The sequence below is a fragment of the Streptomyces sp. LZ34 genome, from assembly GCF_053890475.1.
Genome location: NZ_CM132680.1, coordinates 11,976,931 through 11,993,171, shown reverse-complemented (window position 1 = coordinate 11,993,171; position 16,241 = coordinate 11,976,931). Strand labels below are relative to the sequence as shown.

At 71.2% G+C, this 16,241-nt stretch carries 12 protein-coding genes and 1 pseudogene; 6 read left to right on the top strand and 7 right to left on the bottom strand.

What is annotated here, in order from left to right; translation table 11 throughout:
• The first annotated feature begins 112 nt into the window (after nucleotides 1–112).
• Together ACWY4P_RS51365 and ACWY4P_RS51360 are read left to right on the top strand one after the other, a co-directional pair.
• Nucleotides 113–1,861, top strand: coding sequence for a DUF2264 domain-containing protein (locus ACWY4P_RS51365; protein ID WP_456207698.1), 1,749 nt, complete (start codon nucleotides 113–115; stop codon nucleotides 1,859–1,861).
• On the top strand, nucleotides 1,858–4,557 hold the full coding sequence (locus tag ACWY4P_RS51360) for a carbohydrate-binding protein (protein WP_456207697.1): 2,700 nt from the start codon (nucleotides 1,858–1,860) through the stop codon (nucleotides 4,555–4,557). Before ACWY4P_RS51365 ends, ACWY4P_RS51360 begins: the two co-directional genes overlap by 4 nt.
• A gap of 38 nt (nucleotides 4,558–4,595) precedes the next feature.
• On the opposite strand, the gene ACWY4P_RS51355 is transcribed toward ACWY4P_RS51360, so the two are convergent.
• Together ACWY4P_RS51355 and ACWY4P_RS51350 are read right to left on the bottom strand one after the other, a co-directional pair.
• Nucleotides 4,596–5,813, bottom strand: a complete 1,218-nt coding sequence (locus tag ACWY4P_RS51355; RefSeq protein WP_456207696.1) for a hypothetical protein — start codon at nucleotides 5,811–5,813, stop codon at nucleotides 4,596–4,598.
• 72 nt (nucleotides 5,814–5,885) lie between these two features.
• Entirely contained in the window at nucleotides 5,886–7,595 is a 1,710-nt protein-coding gene (locus ACWY4P_RS51350; protein WP_456207695.1) for a right-handed parallel beta-helix repeat-containing protein, read from the bottom strand.
• Nucleotides 7,596–7,597: 2 nt separating this feature from the next.
• Between ACWY4P_RS51350 and ACWY4P_RS51345 the strand changes: the two are divergent.
• Nucleotides 7,598–8,188 (top strand): annotated as a pseudogene (locus tag ACWY4P_RS51345) (rhodanese-like domain-containing protein); the annotation flags it as partial.
• Nucleotides 8,189–8,356: 168 nt separating this feature from the next.
• Entirely contained in the window at nucleotides 8,357–9,103 is a 747-nt protein-coding gene (locus tag ACWY4P_RS51340) for a sulfite exporter TauE/SafE family protein (RefSeq protein WP_456213329.1), read from the top strand.
• Nucleotides 9,104–9,106: 3 nt separating this feature from the next.
• On the opposite strand, the gene ACWY4P_RS51335 is transcribed toward ACWY4P_RS51340, so the two are convergent.
• Nucleotides 9,107–9,394 (bottom strand): metal-sensitive transcriptional regulator, encoded by a 288-nt coding sequence (locus ACWY4P_RS51335; RefSeq protein ID WP_456207694.1) that lies wholly within the window; start codon nucleotides 9,392–9,394, stop codon nucleotides 9,107–9,109.
• 83 nt (nucleotides 9,395–9,477) lie between these two features.
• Between ACWY4P_RS51335 and ACWY4P_RS51330 the strand changes: the two genes are divergently transcribed.
• Nucleotides 9,478–10,050 (top strand): rhodanese-like domain-containing protein, encoded by a 573-nt coding sequence (locus tag ACWY4P_RS51330; protein ID WP_456207693.1) that lies wholly within the window; start codon nucleotides 9,478–9,480, stop codon nucleotides 10,048–10,050.
• A 72-nt stretch (nucleotides 10,051–10,122) separates the two neighbouring features.
• On the opposite strand, the gene ACWY4P_RS51325 is transcribed toward ACWY4P_RS51330, so the two are convergent.
• Complete coding sequence (locus ACWY4P_RS51325; RefSeq protein ID WP_456207692.1) at nucleotides 10,123–10,530, bottom strand: PPOX class F420-dependent oxidoreductase; 408 nt, start codon at nucleotides 10,528–10,530, stop codon at nucleotides 10,123–10,125.
• 121 nt (nucleotides 10,531–10,651) lie between these two features.
• Nucleotides 10,652–11,095 carry a spore-associated protein A gene (locus ACWY4P_RS51320; protein ID WP_456207691.1) on the bottom strand — a complete coding sequence of 148 codons (444 nt, stop codon included), beginning with the start codon at nucleotides 11,093–11,095 and terminating at the stop codon, nucleotides 10,652–10,654.
• Between the two features lie 245 nt (nucleotides 11,096–11,340).
• Between ACWY4P_RS51320 and ACWY4P_RS51315 the strand changes: the two genes are divergently transcribed.
• Nucleotides 11,341–13,077 carry a DUF6055 domain-containing protein gene (locus ACWY4P_RS51315; protein WP_456207690.1) on the top strand — a complete coding sequence of 579 codons (1,737 nt, stop codon included), beginning with the start codon at nucleotides 11,341–11,343 and terminating at the stop codon, nucleotides 13,075–13,077.
• A gap of 75 nt (nucleotides 13,078–13,152) precedes the next feature.
• On the opposite strand, the gene ACWY4P_RS51310 is transcribed toward ACWY4P_RS51315, so the two are convergent.
• Both ACWY4P_RS51310 and ACWY4P_RS51305 read right to left on the bottom strand, forming a co-directional pair.
• Complete coding sequence (locus ACWY4P_RS51310; RefSeq protein WP_456213328.1) at nucleotides 13,153–15,024, bottom strand: glycoside hydrolase family 9 protein; 1,872 nt, start codon at nucleotides 15,022–15,024, stop codon at nucleotides 13,153–13,155.
• A 217-nt stretch (nucleotides 15,025–15,241) separates the two neighbouring features.
• Entirely contained in the window at nucleotides 15,242–16,198 is a 957-nt protein-coding gene (locus ACWY4P_RS51305; protein WP_456207689.1) for a hypothetical protein, read from the bottom strand.
• Nucleotides 16,199–16,241: the final 43 nt, after the last annotated feature.

Below are 16,241 nucleotides of genomic sequence, written 5' to 3'. Positions count from 1 at the left end.
ACCGACCGGGCCTTCACCCTGCAGCTCGGGCTGATGTCGTGCCCACCCTGATCGCATTCGTATTCGCCCAGCGCTTTCTGCGCTCCGGACTCATGGCGGGAGCCGAGAAGGGATGACCGACCGCAACGCGTTGCAGGGGTTCGCGCGCCACCTCACCGAGCCGCTGCTGCCGCGCTTCAGCGAGGGCCGGGCCAGGCTCAGGCTCGGCGTCAACACCGCCATCCACGACGACACGGCCGCCGAACTGGAGTCCTTCGCCCGGCCCTTGTGGGGGCTCGCGCCGCTCGCCGCGGGCGGCGGGGCCTTCGAGCACTGGGGCCACTGGGCACAGGGCCTGGCCGCCGGCACGGACCCCGACCATCCCGAGTACTGGGGCGAACCCGGCCCCCACGACCAGCGGATCGTCGAGATGGCCGCCATCGGCTTCGCCCTCGCGCTGGCCCCCGACCGGCTGTGGGACCCGCTCAAGGGGCCCGAGCGGGACCGGGTCGCGCGCTGGCTGCGCTCCGCCCTCGACCGCCCCACCACCGAGAACAACTGGCTGTTCTTCCCCGTCCTGATCAGCCTCGGCCTCGACCGGGTCGGCGTGTCCTACGACCCCGTCCCGATCCGGGCCAGACTGGACCGGCTGGAGTCCTTCGCGCTCGGCGACGGCTGGTACGCGGACGGGCCCACCGAACGCCGCGACTACTACGTGCCCTGGGCGATGCACTTCTACGGGCTGCTGTACGCGGCGCTCGCCGGTGAGCGCAACCCCGAGCGCGCGGTGCGCTTCCGGATGCGCGCCTCGCTGTTCGCCAAGGACCTCCAGCACTGGTTCGCGGACGACGGGGCCGCCGTCCCGTACGGCCGCAGCCTCACCTACCGCTTCGCGCAGGCCGCGTTCTGGGCCGCGCTGCCGTACGCCGGGGTCGAGGCGCTGCCATGGGGTGTGGTCAAGGGGCATCTGCTGCGCCATCTGCGCTGGTGGCAGCGGCGCCCGGAGGCCGTGGGCGACGGCCTGCTGTCCATCGGCTACGGCTATCCGCAGCCCGCGCTCGCCGAGCAGTACAACGCCCCCGGCTCCCCGTACTGGGCGATGAAGTCCTTGCTGCCCCTCGCGCTCCCTGCGGGCCATCCCTTCTGGACCGCGCCGGAGCTGCCCGCCCCCGCTCTCGCCCCGGTCAGCCCCCAACCCCACGCCGGCGCGGTGCTGATGCGCGCGGGCGGCGAGGTCACGCTGCTGGCCGGCCGGCAGCACCACGCGTGGGTGCGGCACGGCGCGGAGAAGTACGCCAAGTTCGCCTACTCGACCCGGTTCGGCTTCAGCCTGCCCTCGGGTCCGCTGGGCCTGGAGCAGGGGGCGTACGACTCGATGCTCGCCCTCAGCGACGACGGCACCCACTACCGCGTCCGCGAGGAGCCCGCCGCCACGCAGATGGACGGGGACACCGTCCGCTGCACCTGGCACCCCTGGCCGGACGTCGAGATCACCACCTGGCTGACCGCCGCCCCGCCCTGGCATCTGCGCACCCACCGCATCCGCACCGGGCGCGCCCTGCACACCGCCGAGGGCGGCTTCGCCGTCGACCGCGACCCGGGCCTTACCCGGCAGGCCTGCGCCGGGCGGGCCCGGGCCTGGGGGCCGGCCGGGCTGACCGGGCTGATCGACAGCGACGGACAGCGCACCGGGCAGGTCGTCGACTGTCTGCCCGGGACCAATGTGCTCGCCCGGCGCACCGCCCTGCCCACGCTGACCGGACACCTGGCGCCCGGCGAGCACTGGCTGCGCTGCGCCGTCCTCGGCACCGTCGCGGGGCCGGAGGGCGAGGCCGCCTGGAGGCGCCCACCCGCACACCCCAACACTGGAGGCTGTACATGAGATCCGCGCTCAGGATCGTGTCCGTGGTCGCCGCGGCAGCGGCGGCCCTGGCCACGACGTCGCTCCCGGGGGCCGCGGTGGCCGACACCGCGGCCGGCTCGTCCCGGGGCCATACGTACCACGTCGCCACCTGGGGCGCCGACCGGGACAGCGGCAGCGCGGCGCGTCCGCTGCGCACCATCGGCCGCTGCACCGAGCTGGTCCGGCCCGGGGACACCTGTCTGGTCCACCGCGGCCGCTACCGCGAGCGCGTCGCCCCGCCCTCGGGCACCAAGGACGCGCCGATCACCATCGCCGCGTACGGGGACGGCACCGTCACCGTCGACGGCACCAGGACCGTGGCGGGCTGGCGGGACGCGGGGGACGGGCTGGTCGCCACCGAGGTGGACCTGCCGCTCGACCCCAGCGAGAACGCCCTGTTCGTCGACGGCGAGCGCGCCATGGAGGGCCGCTGGCCCAACTCGGGGCCCGACCCGCTCAACCCGTCGTGGGCCGTCGCCGAGCGGACCTCCACCGACCAGCACATCGACGACCCCGACCTGCCGGCCGGCGACTTCACCGGCGCCACCGTCCATCTGTGGGCCGGGTCCAACCCCTGGAGCCAGCAGACCGGCACGGTGACCACCACCGCTTCCGGCGCGCTCGACTTCAAGGGTGGCAACTACCGCTGCACCCCGCTGTGCATGGGGGACCAGAACTACCGCAACTACTACCTGGTCGGCGCCAAGTCCACCCTCGACCAGCCGGGCGAGTGGTACTACGACAAGGGCGCGAAGCGGCTGTACCTGGTCCCGCCCAAGGGGGGCCTGGCGGGCCACACCGTGACCGCGAAGTACGAGAGCTGGGGCGTGGACCTCTCCGGGAGCTCGTATGTCACCGTCCGGGGGCTCGACCTGTGGGGCACCTCGCTGCGCACCGGCGACGACAGCACCGGTGTGCTCGTCGAGGGGTTGCGGGCCCGCTATATCTCCGAGTTCTCGACCCTGCCCATGCCACGCGACGACGAGCTGGCCATCCCGCCCTTCGAGGGGCACATCGTCGCCGCCCGGGTGCTGGGCTCGGGGGTGCAGATCCGCGGCAGCGGCAACACCCTGCGCGACAGTGAGATCGCGTACTCCGCGGGCACCGGCGTGCTGCTGCGCGGCAGCAAGAACACCGTGACCAACACCTATATCCACGACATCGGCTGGATGGGCAGCTACACGCCCGGCATCGAGGTCAACGGCAGTGGGCAGACCGTCACCCACAACACGATCCGGCGCACCGGCCGGGCGAGCATCGACACCGCCTGGCAGCTCAACGGGGTGCCCTTCCACGACAACCGCATCGCCTACAACGACCTGTCCGAGGCCATGCGCACCTCGCGTGACGGCAGCCCGTTCTATGTGTGCTGCAACCTGGACGCCAAGGGCACCAGCGTCGACCACAACACCGTCCACGACGCCGACGGCCAGGTCGGCTACTACATCGACAACTCCTCCGGCAACTTCCTGCTGCACCACAACGTGGCGTACAACACCGGCTCCCGAGGCACCTTCTTCAACGGCCACAGCAGCGTCAGCCTCGGCAACCGCGACCACAACTCCTCCTACGGCCTCGGTGTCTCCACCGCCGTCCGGCTGAGCGGCGCGACCGACGCCTCGGGCACCTACGTCAGCAACGACGTGGCGCTCGGGCCGATGGAGATCAGCGGGCCGGGCGACCCGGCCCCGGTGGTGCGCAGCAACCTGCTGCCGCCCGCCGACCCGGGCTACACCGACGCGCGCAACGGCGAGTTGTGGCCGCGCGAGGGCTCGCCCGCCATCGACGCCGGCGAGACCGTGGACGGGGTGACCACCGGTGTCCGGGGCGCGGGCCCCGACCAGGGTGCGTATGAGTACGGCGCGCCGATCTGGTCGTCCGGCTGCAACCTGCCGGGCTGCCAGTCGCGGGTCCGCAACGACGGCTGGAAGGCGACTGCTTCCGACGGCACCGACGCCTCGACCGCCGTGGACGGCGTCCAGACCACCCAGTGGAAGGGCGCGGCCACTCAAGGCCCGGGCCAGTCGCTCACGCTCGACCTCGGCGCGGCGAAGACCTTCGACCGGCTGTCGATCGACGCCGGCATGGACGCCACCGGCCACCCGTACGGCTTCGCCGTCTCCGTCAGCGACGACGGCAGCCACTGGGGTTCTCCCGTGGCCCGGGTCGGCGGCCGTTCCTTCACCCAGGACGCGGTGTTCCCGCAGCAGACCGCCCGCTATCTGCGCGTCGAGCTGACGGCCCCGGGCGAGGTCCCCTGGGCGGTGAACGAGATCCGGCTCTACGCGGACGGCCCGGACGCCGCGGCCACCCTCCAGGCCGAACAGGCCACCTCGGTGCGCGGGGCCGAGCGGGGCGACGCGGCCACCGGAGTGCTCGGTTCGGGCGACCGGATCGGCTTCCGCGGGGTGCGGTTCGGCGCGGGCGCGGACAAGCTGACCGTACGGCTGGCCTCCGCCGGGTGCGGACGGGGCTGCTCGCTACAGCTGCGGCTCGACGCCCCGGACGGCCGGGTGGCCGCCACCCTGCCGGTGCCGGACACCGGCTCCACCGACACCTGGCGGGAACGGTCGGTGGCCCTCCCCCGTACCGTCACCGGCACACACGATGTCCATCTCGTCGCCACCGGCGGCCCCCGGGTCGCCGCCCTCGACTGGCTGACGCTGCGCCGCTGATGTCCGCCGGGCACTGATGTCTGCTGGGCCGGGCCGCCTCAAGCCCGTCCCAGCAGCGCGTCCCGGTGGAGCCAGGCGAGCCTGAGCAGGGCGGCACCGGCGGGCTGCATGGGTTCGACGGTCGTGAGCCGCTCGATGTGGTCGGCCCGGAAGGGCACGCCCATCGAGCGGCCGGTGCCGTCCTCGACACCGACGAGATGCCCTTCGTCGTTTGTCGCGGCCAGGTGCCGGAAGAGCTCGTCGAAGACCTCGGCGTCCAGGACGAGCACGGTGAGCATGTCGGTGACGAACGTCAGCGGGTCCACGCCGAGCCCCAGCCAGTGGACACTCGCCGCGCCGGAGGCGCGGGCCTCGCCCAGGGCCCGGTTGAGGGGCCATCCGTCGTAGTCGATGGGGGCGGTGTCGCTGCCGTAGTCCTCGCTCGTGCCGAGCAGTTCCTCACTGAGCTCGCGGACGACCGCGCGCCACAGGCCGAAGTCGTTGGCCTCGTTCCAGGGAGCGTCGTGGGACGGCTGGAACATGCCGACCGGCGTCACCTGGTGGAGCCCTCCCCCGGTGGCGACCTTCGCCGGATCGCGCCAGTGGAGGATGAACTCGGCGGCGCTGTCTTCCGGGACGGAGCCCCGGGCGCGGCCCGGGTCGTGGCGCAGGAGGAGGGTGCTGACGGCCGCCATGACCGGGCGGCGGTTCAGATCGGTCGGGTCGCCGATGAGGGCGCGGAACGGCGTCCCGGCCGGGTCCGGGGCCCGGTCGCCGCCGGGCGTGGCCGCCGCGGCGAACTCATGCGCCGCGGCCTCGCAGATGTCGATGACGTCGAAGTAGCGGCCGCGGCCGAAGGTGAGCGTGGGCGCGCCACCGCCCCTCACCTGGAGCAGCCGGTAGCACGCGCGGTCTTCGAACAGGCGGGGGCGCGCCAGCTCACCGACGGCGTCGGCGTAGGAGGCATACGGTGTGCCGTCGTCGCGCAGCGGCCGGATGGGGTCCAGCGCGGGACTGTGCCCGTCCACCGGAGTGGCGGGGCTGTCGCCGGTCCACACCAGGCGCACCCGCTCCAGCGGAAGGGGCCGGTCGGGGATCCACCCCGGCCGGGCGAGAAGGGGGGTGCCGGCCACGCGCCGGTGGGCGGGGAATGCCTCGGCGGCGCGGGCGGTCAGGTCGGACCGCCGCCGGTTCAGGTCCGCTCGTACGGAGCGCCACTGGTCGCGGGTCCGGCCGGGCGGGACGCGTGGGGCGGATTCGGGGTGGTCATGGGTCACCTTCCCCTCTCTACCAGCACCCGGTGTGGCGTGCCCGGCCGGTGGTCCCGCCGCCCCGGCCGGGCACGGCCGTCACCGCCGGTACTCGACGGCGCCGAGGTCCGGGGCGCCCTGGTACAGCCGGGTGCCGATGTAGTCACGGCCGCCGTTGTCCGGGGTGGCCGCGCCGCTGTCGATCAGCGGTGAGCCCTTGGCCGGGGCGAAGCCCAGGGCCGTCCCGAGCTGCGGTCCGGTGGCGGCCGTGCCGTACGGGCCCGATACGGCCGGGTCCCGGAACAGCGGGTCGCCCGTGCGGGCGGCGGTGTCGGTCGCGGGGACGGGCAGCGTGGCGCCGCCGTAGAAGTTGCGGTCGTAGGTGATGGTGGGGCTGGTGGTCAGGGACGCGTCGGCCACCGACGAGTAAAAGGCGTTGTCGTGGAGGTCGTACCGGGCGGCGAGGGAGGACCCGTAGCCGTACGCCACGTAGCGGCTCGTGGTGTTGTGCACGGTGTTGTTGTAGATCTCCGCGGAGGCCGCCTTGTCGGAGTGCAGATAGAAGGGGTACCGGGAGTTTCCGCTGACGATGTTGTAGCGGACCACGACATCGCCGAACGCGAACTGGCAGAGCAGGACGCCGTCGCCGTTGTCGTGCACGAAGTTGTACTGGATGACGACCCGCGTGGTGCCCTTGTCCGCGTCGATGCCGTTGGAGTCGGCGCCCCCGGCCTTCTGCTGCGTCCGGTACACCTCGTTGCGCTGGATCACCACGTCGTCGGAGTAGTACGTCTCGATGCCCGAGGTCCCCGTCGCGTCGACCACGTTGTGATCGACCAGGGCGCCCCGCACATTGGTCAGATACACCCCGTTGCATCCGTAGGCCGTGCCGGCCTGGGTGATGTAGTTGTCCCGGATGGTGACATCGGTGTGCGGGGTGAAGGTGGTGTCGCCGGCCGAGGTGCGGGTGCCCCAGCCGGTCGGTGTGGCGATGGTGTCGCCGTTCGCGTCCTTCCCGTCACCTGTGTACTGCTTCACCACGATTCCGGCGAACGAGGTGTTGCGCACCGTGGAGTGGAGCACCTGTATGTCGTTGAGGACGGTCGGGGCGGCGGGTGGCGCGGTGATGTCGGGCACGGTGGTGTCGAAGATGATGCCACCGGTCTTCTTCGAGCCGTCCCAGCCCGTCTTGAAGTGGATTCCCGGGGCGTTGTTCGAGACGCTGCCGCTGATCCAGTTCACCTCGCCCGTGACGTCGTGGACGTCCACCCGCTCGATGACGAAGTGGTCGAGCCGTCGCGAGTCGTCCCCCGACACATGGATGCCGCGCAGGTCGCGCAGGTTCTCGCCGGGCGTGCCGGTGACGGGGACCGCGTTGCTGACGTCGAGGTCGCGGATCTCCCAGTACTCCTGGTTGAACAGACGGACCGCGTCATCGACGCGCCCCTCCCCCTGGATCCTCGGCTTCGGCCCCTTGCCGTAGTCGCCGATCACGATCGGCCGGTGCTCTTCACCCGATCCCTTGGGCCACAGCTGCCCCTGCCATGAGCCCCCGGCCTTGAGCAGGATGCGGTCACCGGGCCGGAACGTCGTCCGGTTGACCTGGTCGAGGCTCCGCCAGGGATTGGCGGCGCTGGTGCCCGAAGCGCCGTCGTTCCCCGAGCCCGAATCCACGTAGTACGTGGTTCCGCCCGGCGAGTCGGCTGCCCGGGCGGTGGCGGGCTGCCCGAACAGCGCGAGCGCGCCCAGGGTGACCGCGACGAGCGGGCCGAGCAGCCGGCCGTGTCCGGCGCGTCTGGCTGGGTGCATAGGTGTCATCATCGACCCCTTCCTCGGGATGGGTGCCGCGCTGCGGCCGAGTCATAGAAAGCGCTGTCAACGTCACCTGTCAAGGCATCACGCACGCCTTGCACCGAACACCGCTTGTTCATCGACACATTGCACCCGACGGTGGCCGTTTCCCGGGTCTTGCCATCGCAGCAAGGGACAGCGCTTTCTTGCCTCTCACACCTCCCCCAGATACCCCCGGGGGTAATTCTGCTAGGGTCGGCCATATACCCCGGGGGGTAAATGACGCACGAAGGGAGCATGCCCGTGTTCACGCCGCGCGCAAGGCCGGCCTGCCGGTCGTCTCCGGCCTCTCCGGCGTCTCCGGTCTCTACAGCCGCGGTCCTGAGCGGATCACCGCGGAGCGGGCCCGGACCCGCACCGGAGTTCATGGCGATGCGGTGCTGCTGGATGTGCGCGAGCCGGAGGAATGGGTCGCCGGACACGCACCCGACGCGGTCCTCGCGCCGCTGTCCGCGCTGACCGCCGGGGCGCCGCTGCCCCAGGGCGTCCAGGACCGCCCGCTCGTGGTGATCTGCCGTACCGGCAACCGCTCCCGGCAGGCGGTCGAGCTGCTCGTCGGGCGTGGCATCGACGCGGTGGACGTCGGCGGCGGGATGCAGGCCTGGGCCGAGGCGGGCCTGGGCCGAGGCGGGCCTGCCGGTGGTGGACGGCCCGGGCGACGGCGGCGCGGTGGCGGGCGGCTCGATGGCGGACGGCCCGGGCGACGGCGGCCGGACAGCGTGAGCACACCGCTTCTCGCCCTGGCCGCCGGGGCCGTCATCGGCCTCGCGCTGGGCGCCCTCGGGGGCGGCGGCAGCGTACTGGCCGTCCCCGCTCTGATCTATCTGCTCGGCTTCACCCCCGCCGCGGCCACCACCGCGAGTCTGATCATCGTCACCGCCACGTCCGCCACCGCGCTGTACGCACACGCGCGCGACGGCCATGTCCACTGGCGTACGGGAGCGCTCTTCGCGGCCGCGGGCCTGCCGCCCGCGGCCCTGGGCGGGCTGGTCGCCGGCCATCTGCCGCCGGCCCTGCTGACGGGGGCGTTCGCGCTCGTCGCGGGCGCCGCGTCGCTGCGCATGTTCCGGCACACCCCTGAAAGGGAGGGCAGTCGCCCGGTGCGACCGGGCCGGGCCGCCGGGGCCGGGGCCGGTCTCGGCGCCGTGACGGGCGTCCTGGGCGTGGGCGGCGGTTTCCTCGCCGTACCGGCCCTGGTGGGCGCGCTCGGCCTGCGGATGCGGGCCGCGGTCGGCACCAGCCTGCTGGTCATCACCGCCAACTCGCTGGCCGCGCTGGTCGCCCGCGGCGGCAGCGCCCACGGCATCGACTGGGCGGTCCTCGCGCCCTTCACCGGGACCGCGATCCTCGGCGCCTGGGACGGGAAACGCCTCGCGGCCAACGTCTCCGGTGGCGTGCTCCGGCGCGTCTTCGCCTCGGTGCTGCTGGCGGTGGCGGCGCTTATGCTGATCGACGTGATCGTATGAGCGTCACGCGAGGGAGAGAAACAGCTTCTCCAGCCTGGCGCGCATCTGCTCCCGGTCCTCGTCCGCGTTTCCGCCCGCCGCGGTGTCGGTCAGACACTGCTGCAACCCGGTGGCGATGATGGCGAAGCCCGCCCGGTCCAAGGCGCGCGAGGCGGCGGCGAGCTGAGTGACGACGTCCTCGCAGTCCCGCCCCTCCTCGATCATCCGGATCACGCCGGAGATCTGCCCCTGGGCACGCCGCAGCCGGTTCAGGACGGCCTTCAGCTCCGCGCCGGCGAGATCCAGTTCCACGAAAACACCTCCACACAATACCCCTCGGGGTAATTTACCCCCCGCATGGGGCACCGTCGACAACCTTCTGGATGTGCACCACCATGAACGCTCCCCACGCCTGCACCGCCGACCAGGCCCGCGCCCGTCTGCACGACCTCACGGTCATCGATGTCCGCACGCCGGGCGAGTACGCCTCGGGGCATCTCCCCGGCGCCCACAACATCCCCCTGGACCAGCTCGGCCGTGCCCTGCCCGCGATCGAGGAGGCCGCCGGGAGGGGCGGGATACTCCTGGTCTGCGCGTCCGGCGCACGCTCCGCGAAGGCGTGCGAGACGCTCGCCGAACACGGGGTGACCGCCGCGACCCTGACCGGAGGGACCAGCGCCTGGGCGGACCGCGGCCATGAGCTGCACCACCCCAGGGCCGCCTCCCGCGCCGCCTGGAGCATGGAGCGTCAGGTCCGCTTCACCGCCGGGGCCGTCGTGCTGACCGGTCTGGGCCTCGGGCTGCTGCACCCGGCCTGGCAGCTGGTCTCGGCGGGCATCGCGGGAGGTCTGGTCTTCTCGGCGCTCACCGACACCTGCGGCATGGCCGCGCTTCTCGCCAGGCTCCCCCACAACCGGCCCCGCCCCGCCGACCTCGACGCCACACTGGCCGCCCTGCGGGGAAGCTGAGCAGCCGAACACCCCCCGCGTCCCGCCCGATCGGCGCTGGGCCGCCCGGCGGGACGCGGGGGGTGCGGTGTTTCAGAGCCGGCCCACGACCTTGGTCGGGGTGACCCGTACGACGACCCGCTCACCGTCGTCCTTGGAGGACGGGTTGAAGGTGGCGTATTCCTTGCCCGTGAACTTCAGCGACACCTTGTTCAGCACTTCCTTGTCGCTGTCCGGGGTGACGGTGGCGGTGCCACGGATCTCGGCGTAGAGGTACGGGTCCTCCGGCGGGTTGATCATCACGGTTATCCGCGGGTCACGGCGGAGGTTCTTGCCCTGCAGCCGGTCCACGGTCGTGGAGAACAGCAGGTCGTCACCGTCGCGGATGACCCAGACGACCGTCAGATGCGGGCGACCGTCGGGTGAGATGGTCGCCACGGTCGCGAAGGCGCGTGATTCATCGAGGTACTTCTTCAAGCCGTCCGAGAGACTGGCCGCCACAGTCAGAGCCTTTCCACAGGAAGCAGGTGCGACACCACACGGGGTGCCCGGTCGGAACGTACCACCCACCCGACCGCGCGGTTGCGCGAGGCATCGTCCCTGGCGGCGAACCAGCCGCCGGTCACCAGCCCTTGGTCACCCGGTGCTCCTTCAGCGACCCGCAGTTGCTCCCGTACGTCCAGGTCGCCTGGTTGTCGATGCCGCCGGCCCAATCCACGCACTTGCCGCGGGCGGAGACGTACACCGGGCCCGCGTAGGACGTGTACTCGCCGACGTCCTCCTGGTACTCGCCATCGTACGCATAGAGGTAGGCGAACATCGGGACCGCGGAACCCGAGGCGTTCCTGACGGTGACCACGCAGTTCTTGCCCTTCGCGGAGTTGTACGTCAGGTAGACGGTGCCCTTCTGGCCGATCGGCGCCGAGTTCACCACCTTGTAGCCGCTGCCGCAGACCCCGTTGTACGCGGCCCTGGTGGCGGCCGTGGCCTGCGGGGCCAGGGCCGCGGTGCCCGCGACGGCGGAGGCCAGGACCGCGGTGGCGGCCATATAGCGAGAAAGCTTCATGTATCCCCCTTATTACCTCTGGACGCTGTTTGCGTCATCTAGGTGACATGCGAGGGGGTTGGATGGTTGTAGACGCCGACCGCTTCTTCCGCGTGACATAGATGCGGAGTGCGCGCGGCAATGGCCGTGGGAGCGCTCCCGTGACACCATTCCCTCACACCCCACGGGAATCCCATCGAAACGGAGGATCGGGCATGAGATCCCCATTATTGACATGGCCGCGACGATTAATCACGGCGGCGGCGATGCTGGCGCTCACCGTCGCGCTGGGCGTGACACCGGCGGCAGCGCGCCAGCAGGCACCGACGGCAGCGGCGGCCAAGACGGTGTACATCCCGCCCAGTTGGGCGGCGACCGGCGAGGTGCCCTGGGCCCAGAACAGGACCAAGGAGTCGAACAACTTCATCCTGCTGTGGGGGGAGAAGTCGGGTACCGACCCCAAGAACGCATCGGGGCAGTACCGGTTCGACCCCGACGACATCCTCAGCCAGCTGGAGCGGCTGTACTCCTTCTACGTCAGCACGTTGAAGTTCACGCCGGAGACCGGCCTGCTGTCCCAGCACAAGATCGACGTGATCGTCACCCAGACCTGGAACAACAGCAACCTCAACGCCTGGGCCTCGGGCGGCCAGGCCGACGGCAGAGTCGGGGTGATCAACATCGCCCCCGGCGCGGCCCAGCCCGGCTCCTGGGGACTGGCCCATGAACTGGGCCATGTCTTCCAGAACTACACGTTCATGGGCAAGGGCGGCGGCGCCGGGCTGACCGATCCGTCGGCCGGGACATTCTGGGAGACCGGCGCCGAGTACATGGCGATGCAGGTGTACCCGGACGGGGGCGCGGGCGATCTGACCCGGTTCCTGCGCACCGAGAACCTCGCCTACTCCTCCAGCCGCCACCACTACGGCAACTGGATGCTGGTGCAGTACCTGGTCGACCGCTACGGCGGGATGAAGACCTTCACCGACATCTGGAACCAGGCGAAGAACAACGAACACCCGCTGGAGGTGTACCGGCGGATCAACAACCTCAGCCAGGCCCAGCTGAACACGCGGATCGCCGAGTACGCGCAGCGCCAGGTCACTTACGACTACTCCAACCGGTCCCACATCATGCCGTTCATCAACAACGTCTACGGCGCGGGCTTCATCAACGCCTACAACGGCGTCCCGGTGAACGCGGTCAACCAGTCCGCCGGCCACTACGCCATTCCGGACCCGCTCGCCCCGTCCGACTACGGCTACAACAAGATCAAGCTGGTGCCCAGCAGCGACGGGGCACTGATCCGGCTGCACCTCAAGGGCCATGTCAACGCGGCCGCCGGGTCCGGCTGGTCCTACGGCTTTGTCGCGGTGAAGAACGGCACCCCGCGCTACGGGCCCGTCTCCACCAGCGCCGACGGTCAGCTCAGCTTCCAGACCCAGCCCGGCGAGAAGGAGGTGTACCTGGTGGTCACCGGCGCCCCGAGCACCGTGCACCACTACGCCTACCTCGACGGCTACACCAAGAACTACCGCTACCCGTACGAGTTCCGGATCAGCGGCGCCATCCCGTCCGGCTATGAGCCGGGCTACCAGAAGCCGACCGCCACCGGCGGCGGACACTGGCACTCCAACGGCGGCGGCTGGGTCGACAACCGCGCCAACGTCGCCGCCGGCGTCTACGTCGGGCCGCGCGCCGCGGTGTTCGGCAGCTCCACCGTCACCGGCAACGCCCGTATCGAGGGCCTGTCCTGGGTCAACTCCGGCGCCACCATCAGCGGCAACGTCGTGGTCAAGGACAACGCCATCGTCCAGGGCGGGGCCAACCTGTCCGGCAACGTGGTCCTCGGCGGCGACGCCGAAATGGCCATCAGCTGCTCCTCGGGCACCTATCTCCTGTTCAACCCGGACCGGGGCTGCGACGGCCGCGGCGGGGAAACGGACGTCAACCCCGCCCATGGCACCTTCACCGACGACGAACTGGCCATCACCATCTCCTAACACCCCTGTCATGCGTCGAGGGCGGCCGCGCCCGGTGCGCGGCCGCCCTCGGCGGCGTGATGTGGGACGGCCGGCTCAGCCCTTGTAGGCCATGCCCTTGCCCAGATCGTCGACGTACGAGGAGATCCAGGCCAACGGGGCGTTCCAGTTGATGGTGACCTCGTTGGTGGAGAACGCCATGATGTCGTCGATGTAGCACATCGCCGGGGCGCAGCCCTTGAGCTTCTTCTGGGCGACCGGGTCCTCCAGCCCGGAGTTCGGGCCACCGGCCAGCGTGCCGGGCGCGGGGCTCGGCAGCTTGGCGGCGAGCTGGTGCGCCCAGAAGCGGTGGTGCTGGCGGTGCGAGTCCCGCTCGCCGTAGCCCGTGACATAGGACTGGTTGAGCGGGTTCCCGCCCAGCAGGTAGTCCATGCCGCGCAGCACCGCGTCACGGTAGCGGGTCTTGCCGGTCAGCTCGTGTGCCGTGGCGAGGACGACCATGTTGTTCAGCACCTGGCTGTTGGAGCCCCACTCGTACTTGCCGCCCTTCGGCGCGTACGGCACGCCGTAGGCCGACTTCGCGGAGAACGCGGCGTAGCGGTCGGCGGCCCGGATCACCGTCTTGCGCACCTCGGCGCGCTGCTTGTCGGTGAGCTTGTTGTCCACGGTGGCCAGGTCGAGCTGTCCGAGGCCCGCGGTCGACGCCCAGGACAGGGCGCTGGTGCGCGGGAAGATCGCGTCGACGTCGCCGTACAGCGGAGAGTCGAGGACGGCCTTGCGGTAGGTGTTGTCACCGGTGGTGATGAACAGCTCGGCCGCGGCCCAGTAGAACTCGTCGCTGACGTTGCTGTCGCCGTAGGCGCCACCGCCCGTGGAGTCCTGGTCGCCGGCCAGGATGTTCGGATGTGCCTTGGCCGCGGCCCAGGCGGTCTTGGCCACGTGCAGGCTCCGGGCGGCGAACTGCGGGTCGTAGGGCTTGAAGAGGCGGGCGCTCTGGGCGGCGGTGGCCGCGAGGTTGAGCGTGGCGGCGGTGGACGGCGTGTGCAGCTCACGCTGCTGCTTGTCCTGGTCCGGCCGCGTCGGGAACCCGGTCCACTCCTTGTCGTGCACCTTATGGAAGGCCATGCCGGCGAGCGGCTTGCCCTGGGGCACCTGCATGCGCATCAGGAAGTCCATCTCCCAGCGGGCCTCGTCGAGGATGTCCGGGATGCCGTTGCCGTGCTCGGGCACCCGGAGCCGGCCGTCGCCCAGCGGCTTGGCGTCGGCGCCCTTGGTGGTACGGGTGCGTTCGAACTCGGACATCAGCTGGGCCACGGAGATACCGCCGTTGACGACGTACTTGCCCTGGTCGCCGGCGTCGTACCAGCCACCGGAGACATTCCGGCGGTAGTCGCACACGCCCTGCTGGCACGGCACGTCGGTGTCGCCCCGGTGCGCGGTCGCCTTGTCATGACCCGCCGGGCGGGCGTACTTGCCGCCGACGAGATCCGCGTCGATCTTGATGCCGCTGCGGTTCTGGTAGAAGTACTCCAGCGAGTCGCGGCGCAGCGAGCTGTAGAGGTCGTCGCTGATGGAGAACGGCTCGCTCTGCTTCCCGTCGACGTTGATGGTGAATCCCTTGCCCTGGGCGGTGACCTTGCTGAAGTCGAAGGTCTGGACGTTCTGCCCGGAGCTGCGGTCGACGCCTGCGGGCGTGGTGGTCCCGCCGGCTCGCTTGGTGCCGTCGGCGGCCCTGAGGGTCCACGTCAGGGGCTTGGTGGCGCCGGTGACGACGGTGCCCTTCTTGGGGCCGTGGGTCAGATAGCCGACCTGGTTCACCCGCACCGGGGAGCCGGTGTCGAGCTTGGGGCCGGGCTTCTGGGCACCGGCCGCCCCGGCGCCGCGCGGTGCGCCGCGGTCCGCGGCCATGGCCGCGGGTGCCGCCAGGGCACCCAGCGCCAGGCTCGCGGCGACCGCCGCGCCCAGCATGCGCTGGCGGCGGCCGGTCTGGTCGGGGGCGGGACGTACTCGGGGGGCAGCAGGCATCAAGACTTCAGCTCTTCCGGAGGGGACAGGGGCAACACAGCGGCGCGGTGATGGGGCCGCCGCCGCGAATTTCCATGTCTCAGAGCCTAGAAAGCCGCCCTGGCCTGCAGCTTCGTACGTTTAGCCGAAATCCGAGTACCTCAGTCGATCGAATTCCCCCTCATCCAATTGAGGTATTCGGGGCGGTCTGCACGGTGAAGGCCGCGGTGTGGACCTTGCCCTGGTGCTTGAAGTCCAGGAACAGGCGGTAGGCGCCCGGGCTCGGTGCCGTCGCCGTGAAGGAGATCTCGGGTCCGGGCTTCGTCTTGCCGTCTCCGGGCTCACCTCCGGGGTGGACGTGCAGATAGGCGAGGTCGCCGGAGCGCAGGGCGACCAGGTGGCCGTAGGCGCCGAGGTAGGGCTGGAGGTCCCGCACCGGCTTGCCGTTCCTGGTGACGGTCAGCGTCAGCTCGCTGCCCTTGCCCGGCGTGAGGCCGCCGCCCAGCTCGACCTGGTAACCGTCGACGCGGGCCGTGGTGCCGCGCGCGGGCAGTTCCGTCGGCTCGTACGCTCCGGCCACGGCCAGGTCGGCGCCGAGTGTGAGCCCTTCCCCGCCCTTGGGCGTGAAGTCGGCGAAGACCCGGTACGGGCCGGCCTCGGGCAGATCCACGGGGGTGGACCAGGTGCCGTCGGCCGCCCGGGTCGGGTGCAGATGGCGGAAGGTCGCCAGGTCGCGCGAGGCGACGATCAGGTGCAGTTCCTTGTCGTGCTCACGGTCGTACGCGGTGAGCGGGCGTCCCGTCCCGTCCCGCACGATGGCGAAGCGCAGATCGGCGCTCTTGCCGGTCTGGAGTCGCGAGGTCCTCAGATCGAGGGTGTAGCCCCCTTCGGATATCTGGAGACCTCCGGGCGGGGAGGGCTCATGCCCTCCGTCCTGGCCTTGCTCATGTCCTCCGCCGTGCTCGGCCCCCTCGCCCCCTTCGCCCCGCTCGCCCCGCGAGGCATCCGGGTGCCCCTGGTGAGCCGCGCTCGCCGGCTCGGGCGAGATCTCACCGACTCCGCTGCCCACGCCGTACGCGGTGCCGAAGGTCGCGGCGAGCGCGGCGGCGAATGCGGCGATCCGCAGTCCAGTGTTCATGACACACCCCTTGTCTCCTGGCCGCGTTCCCGCGGCCTTCATG

Coding starts and splice junctions, on each gene's coding strand:
- ACWY4P_RS51360 (WP_456207697.1), top strand. CDS start 1,858: ATGAGATCCGCGCTCAGGATCGTGTCCGTGGTCGCCGCGGCAGCGGCG.
- ACWY4P_RS51365 (WP_456207698.1), top strand. CDS start 113: ATGACCGACCGCAACGCGTTGCAGGGGTTCGCGCGCCACCTCACCGAG.
- ACWY4P_RS51305 (WP_456207689.1), bottom strand. CDS start 16,198: ATGAACACTGGACTGCGGATCGCCGCATTCGCCGCCGCGCTCGCCGCG.
- ACWY4P_RS51315 (WP_456207690.1), top strand. CDS start 11,341: ATGCTGGCGCTCACCGTCGCGCTGGGCGTGACACCGGCGGCAGCGCGC.
- ACWY4P_RS51320 (WP_456207691.1), bottom strand. CDS start 11,095: ATGAAGCTTTCTCGCTATATGGCCGCCACCGCGGTCCTGGCCTCCGCC.
- ACWY4P_RS51350 (WP_456207695.1), bottom strand. CDS start 7,595: ATGCACCCAGCCAGACGCGCCGGACACGGCCGGCTGCTCGGCCCGCTC.
- ACWY4P_RS51310 (WP_456213328.1), bottom strand. CDS start 15,024: ATGCTGGGCGCGGCGGTCGCCGCGAGCCTGGCGCTGGGTGCCCTGGCG.
- ACWY4P_RS51330 (WP_456207693.1), top strand. CDS start 9,478: ATGAACGCTCCCCACGCCTGCACCGCCGACCAGGCCCGCGCCCGTCTG.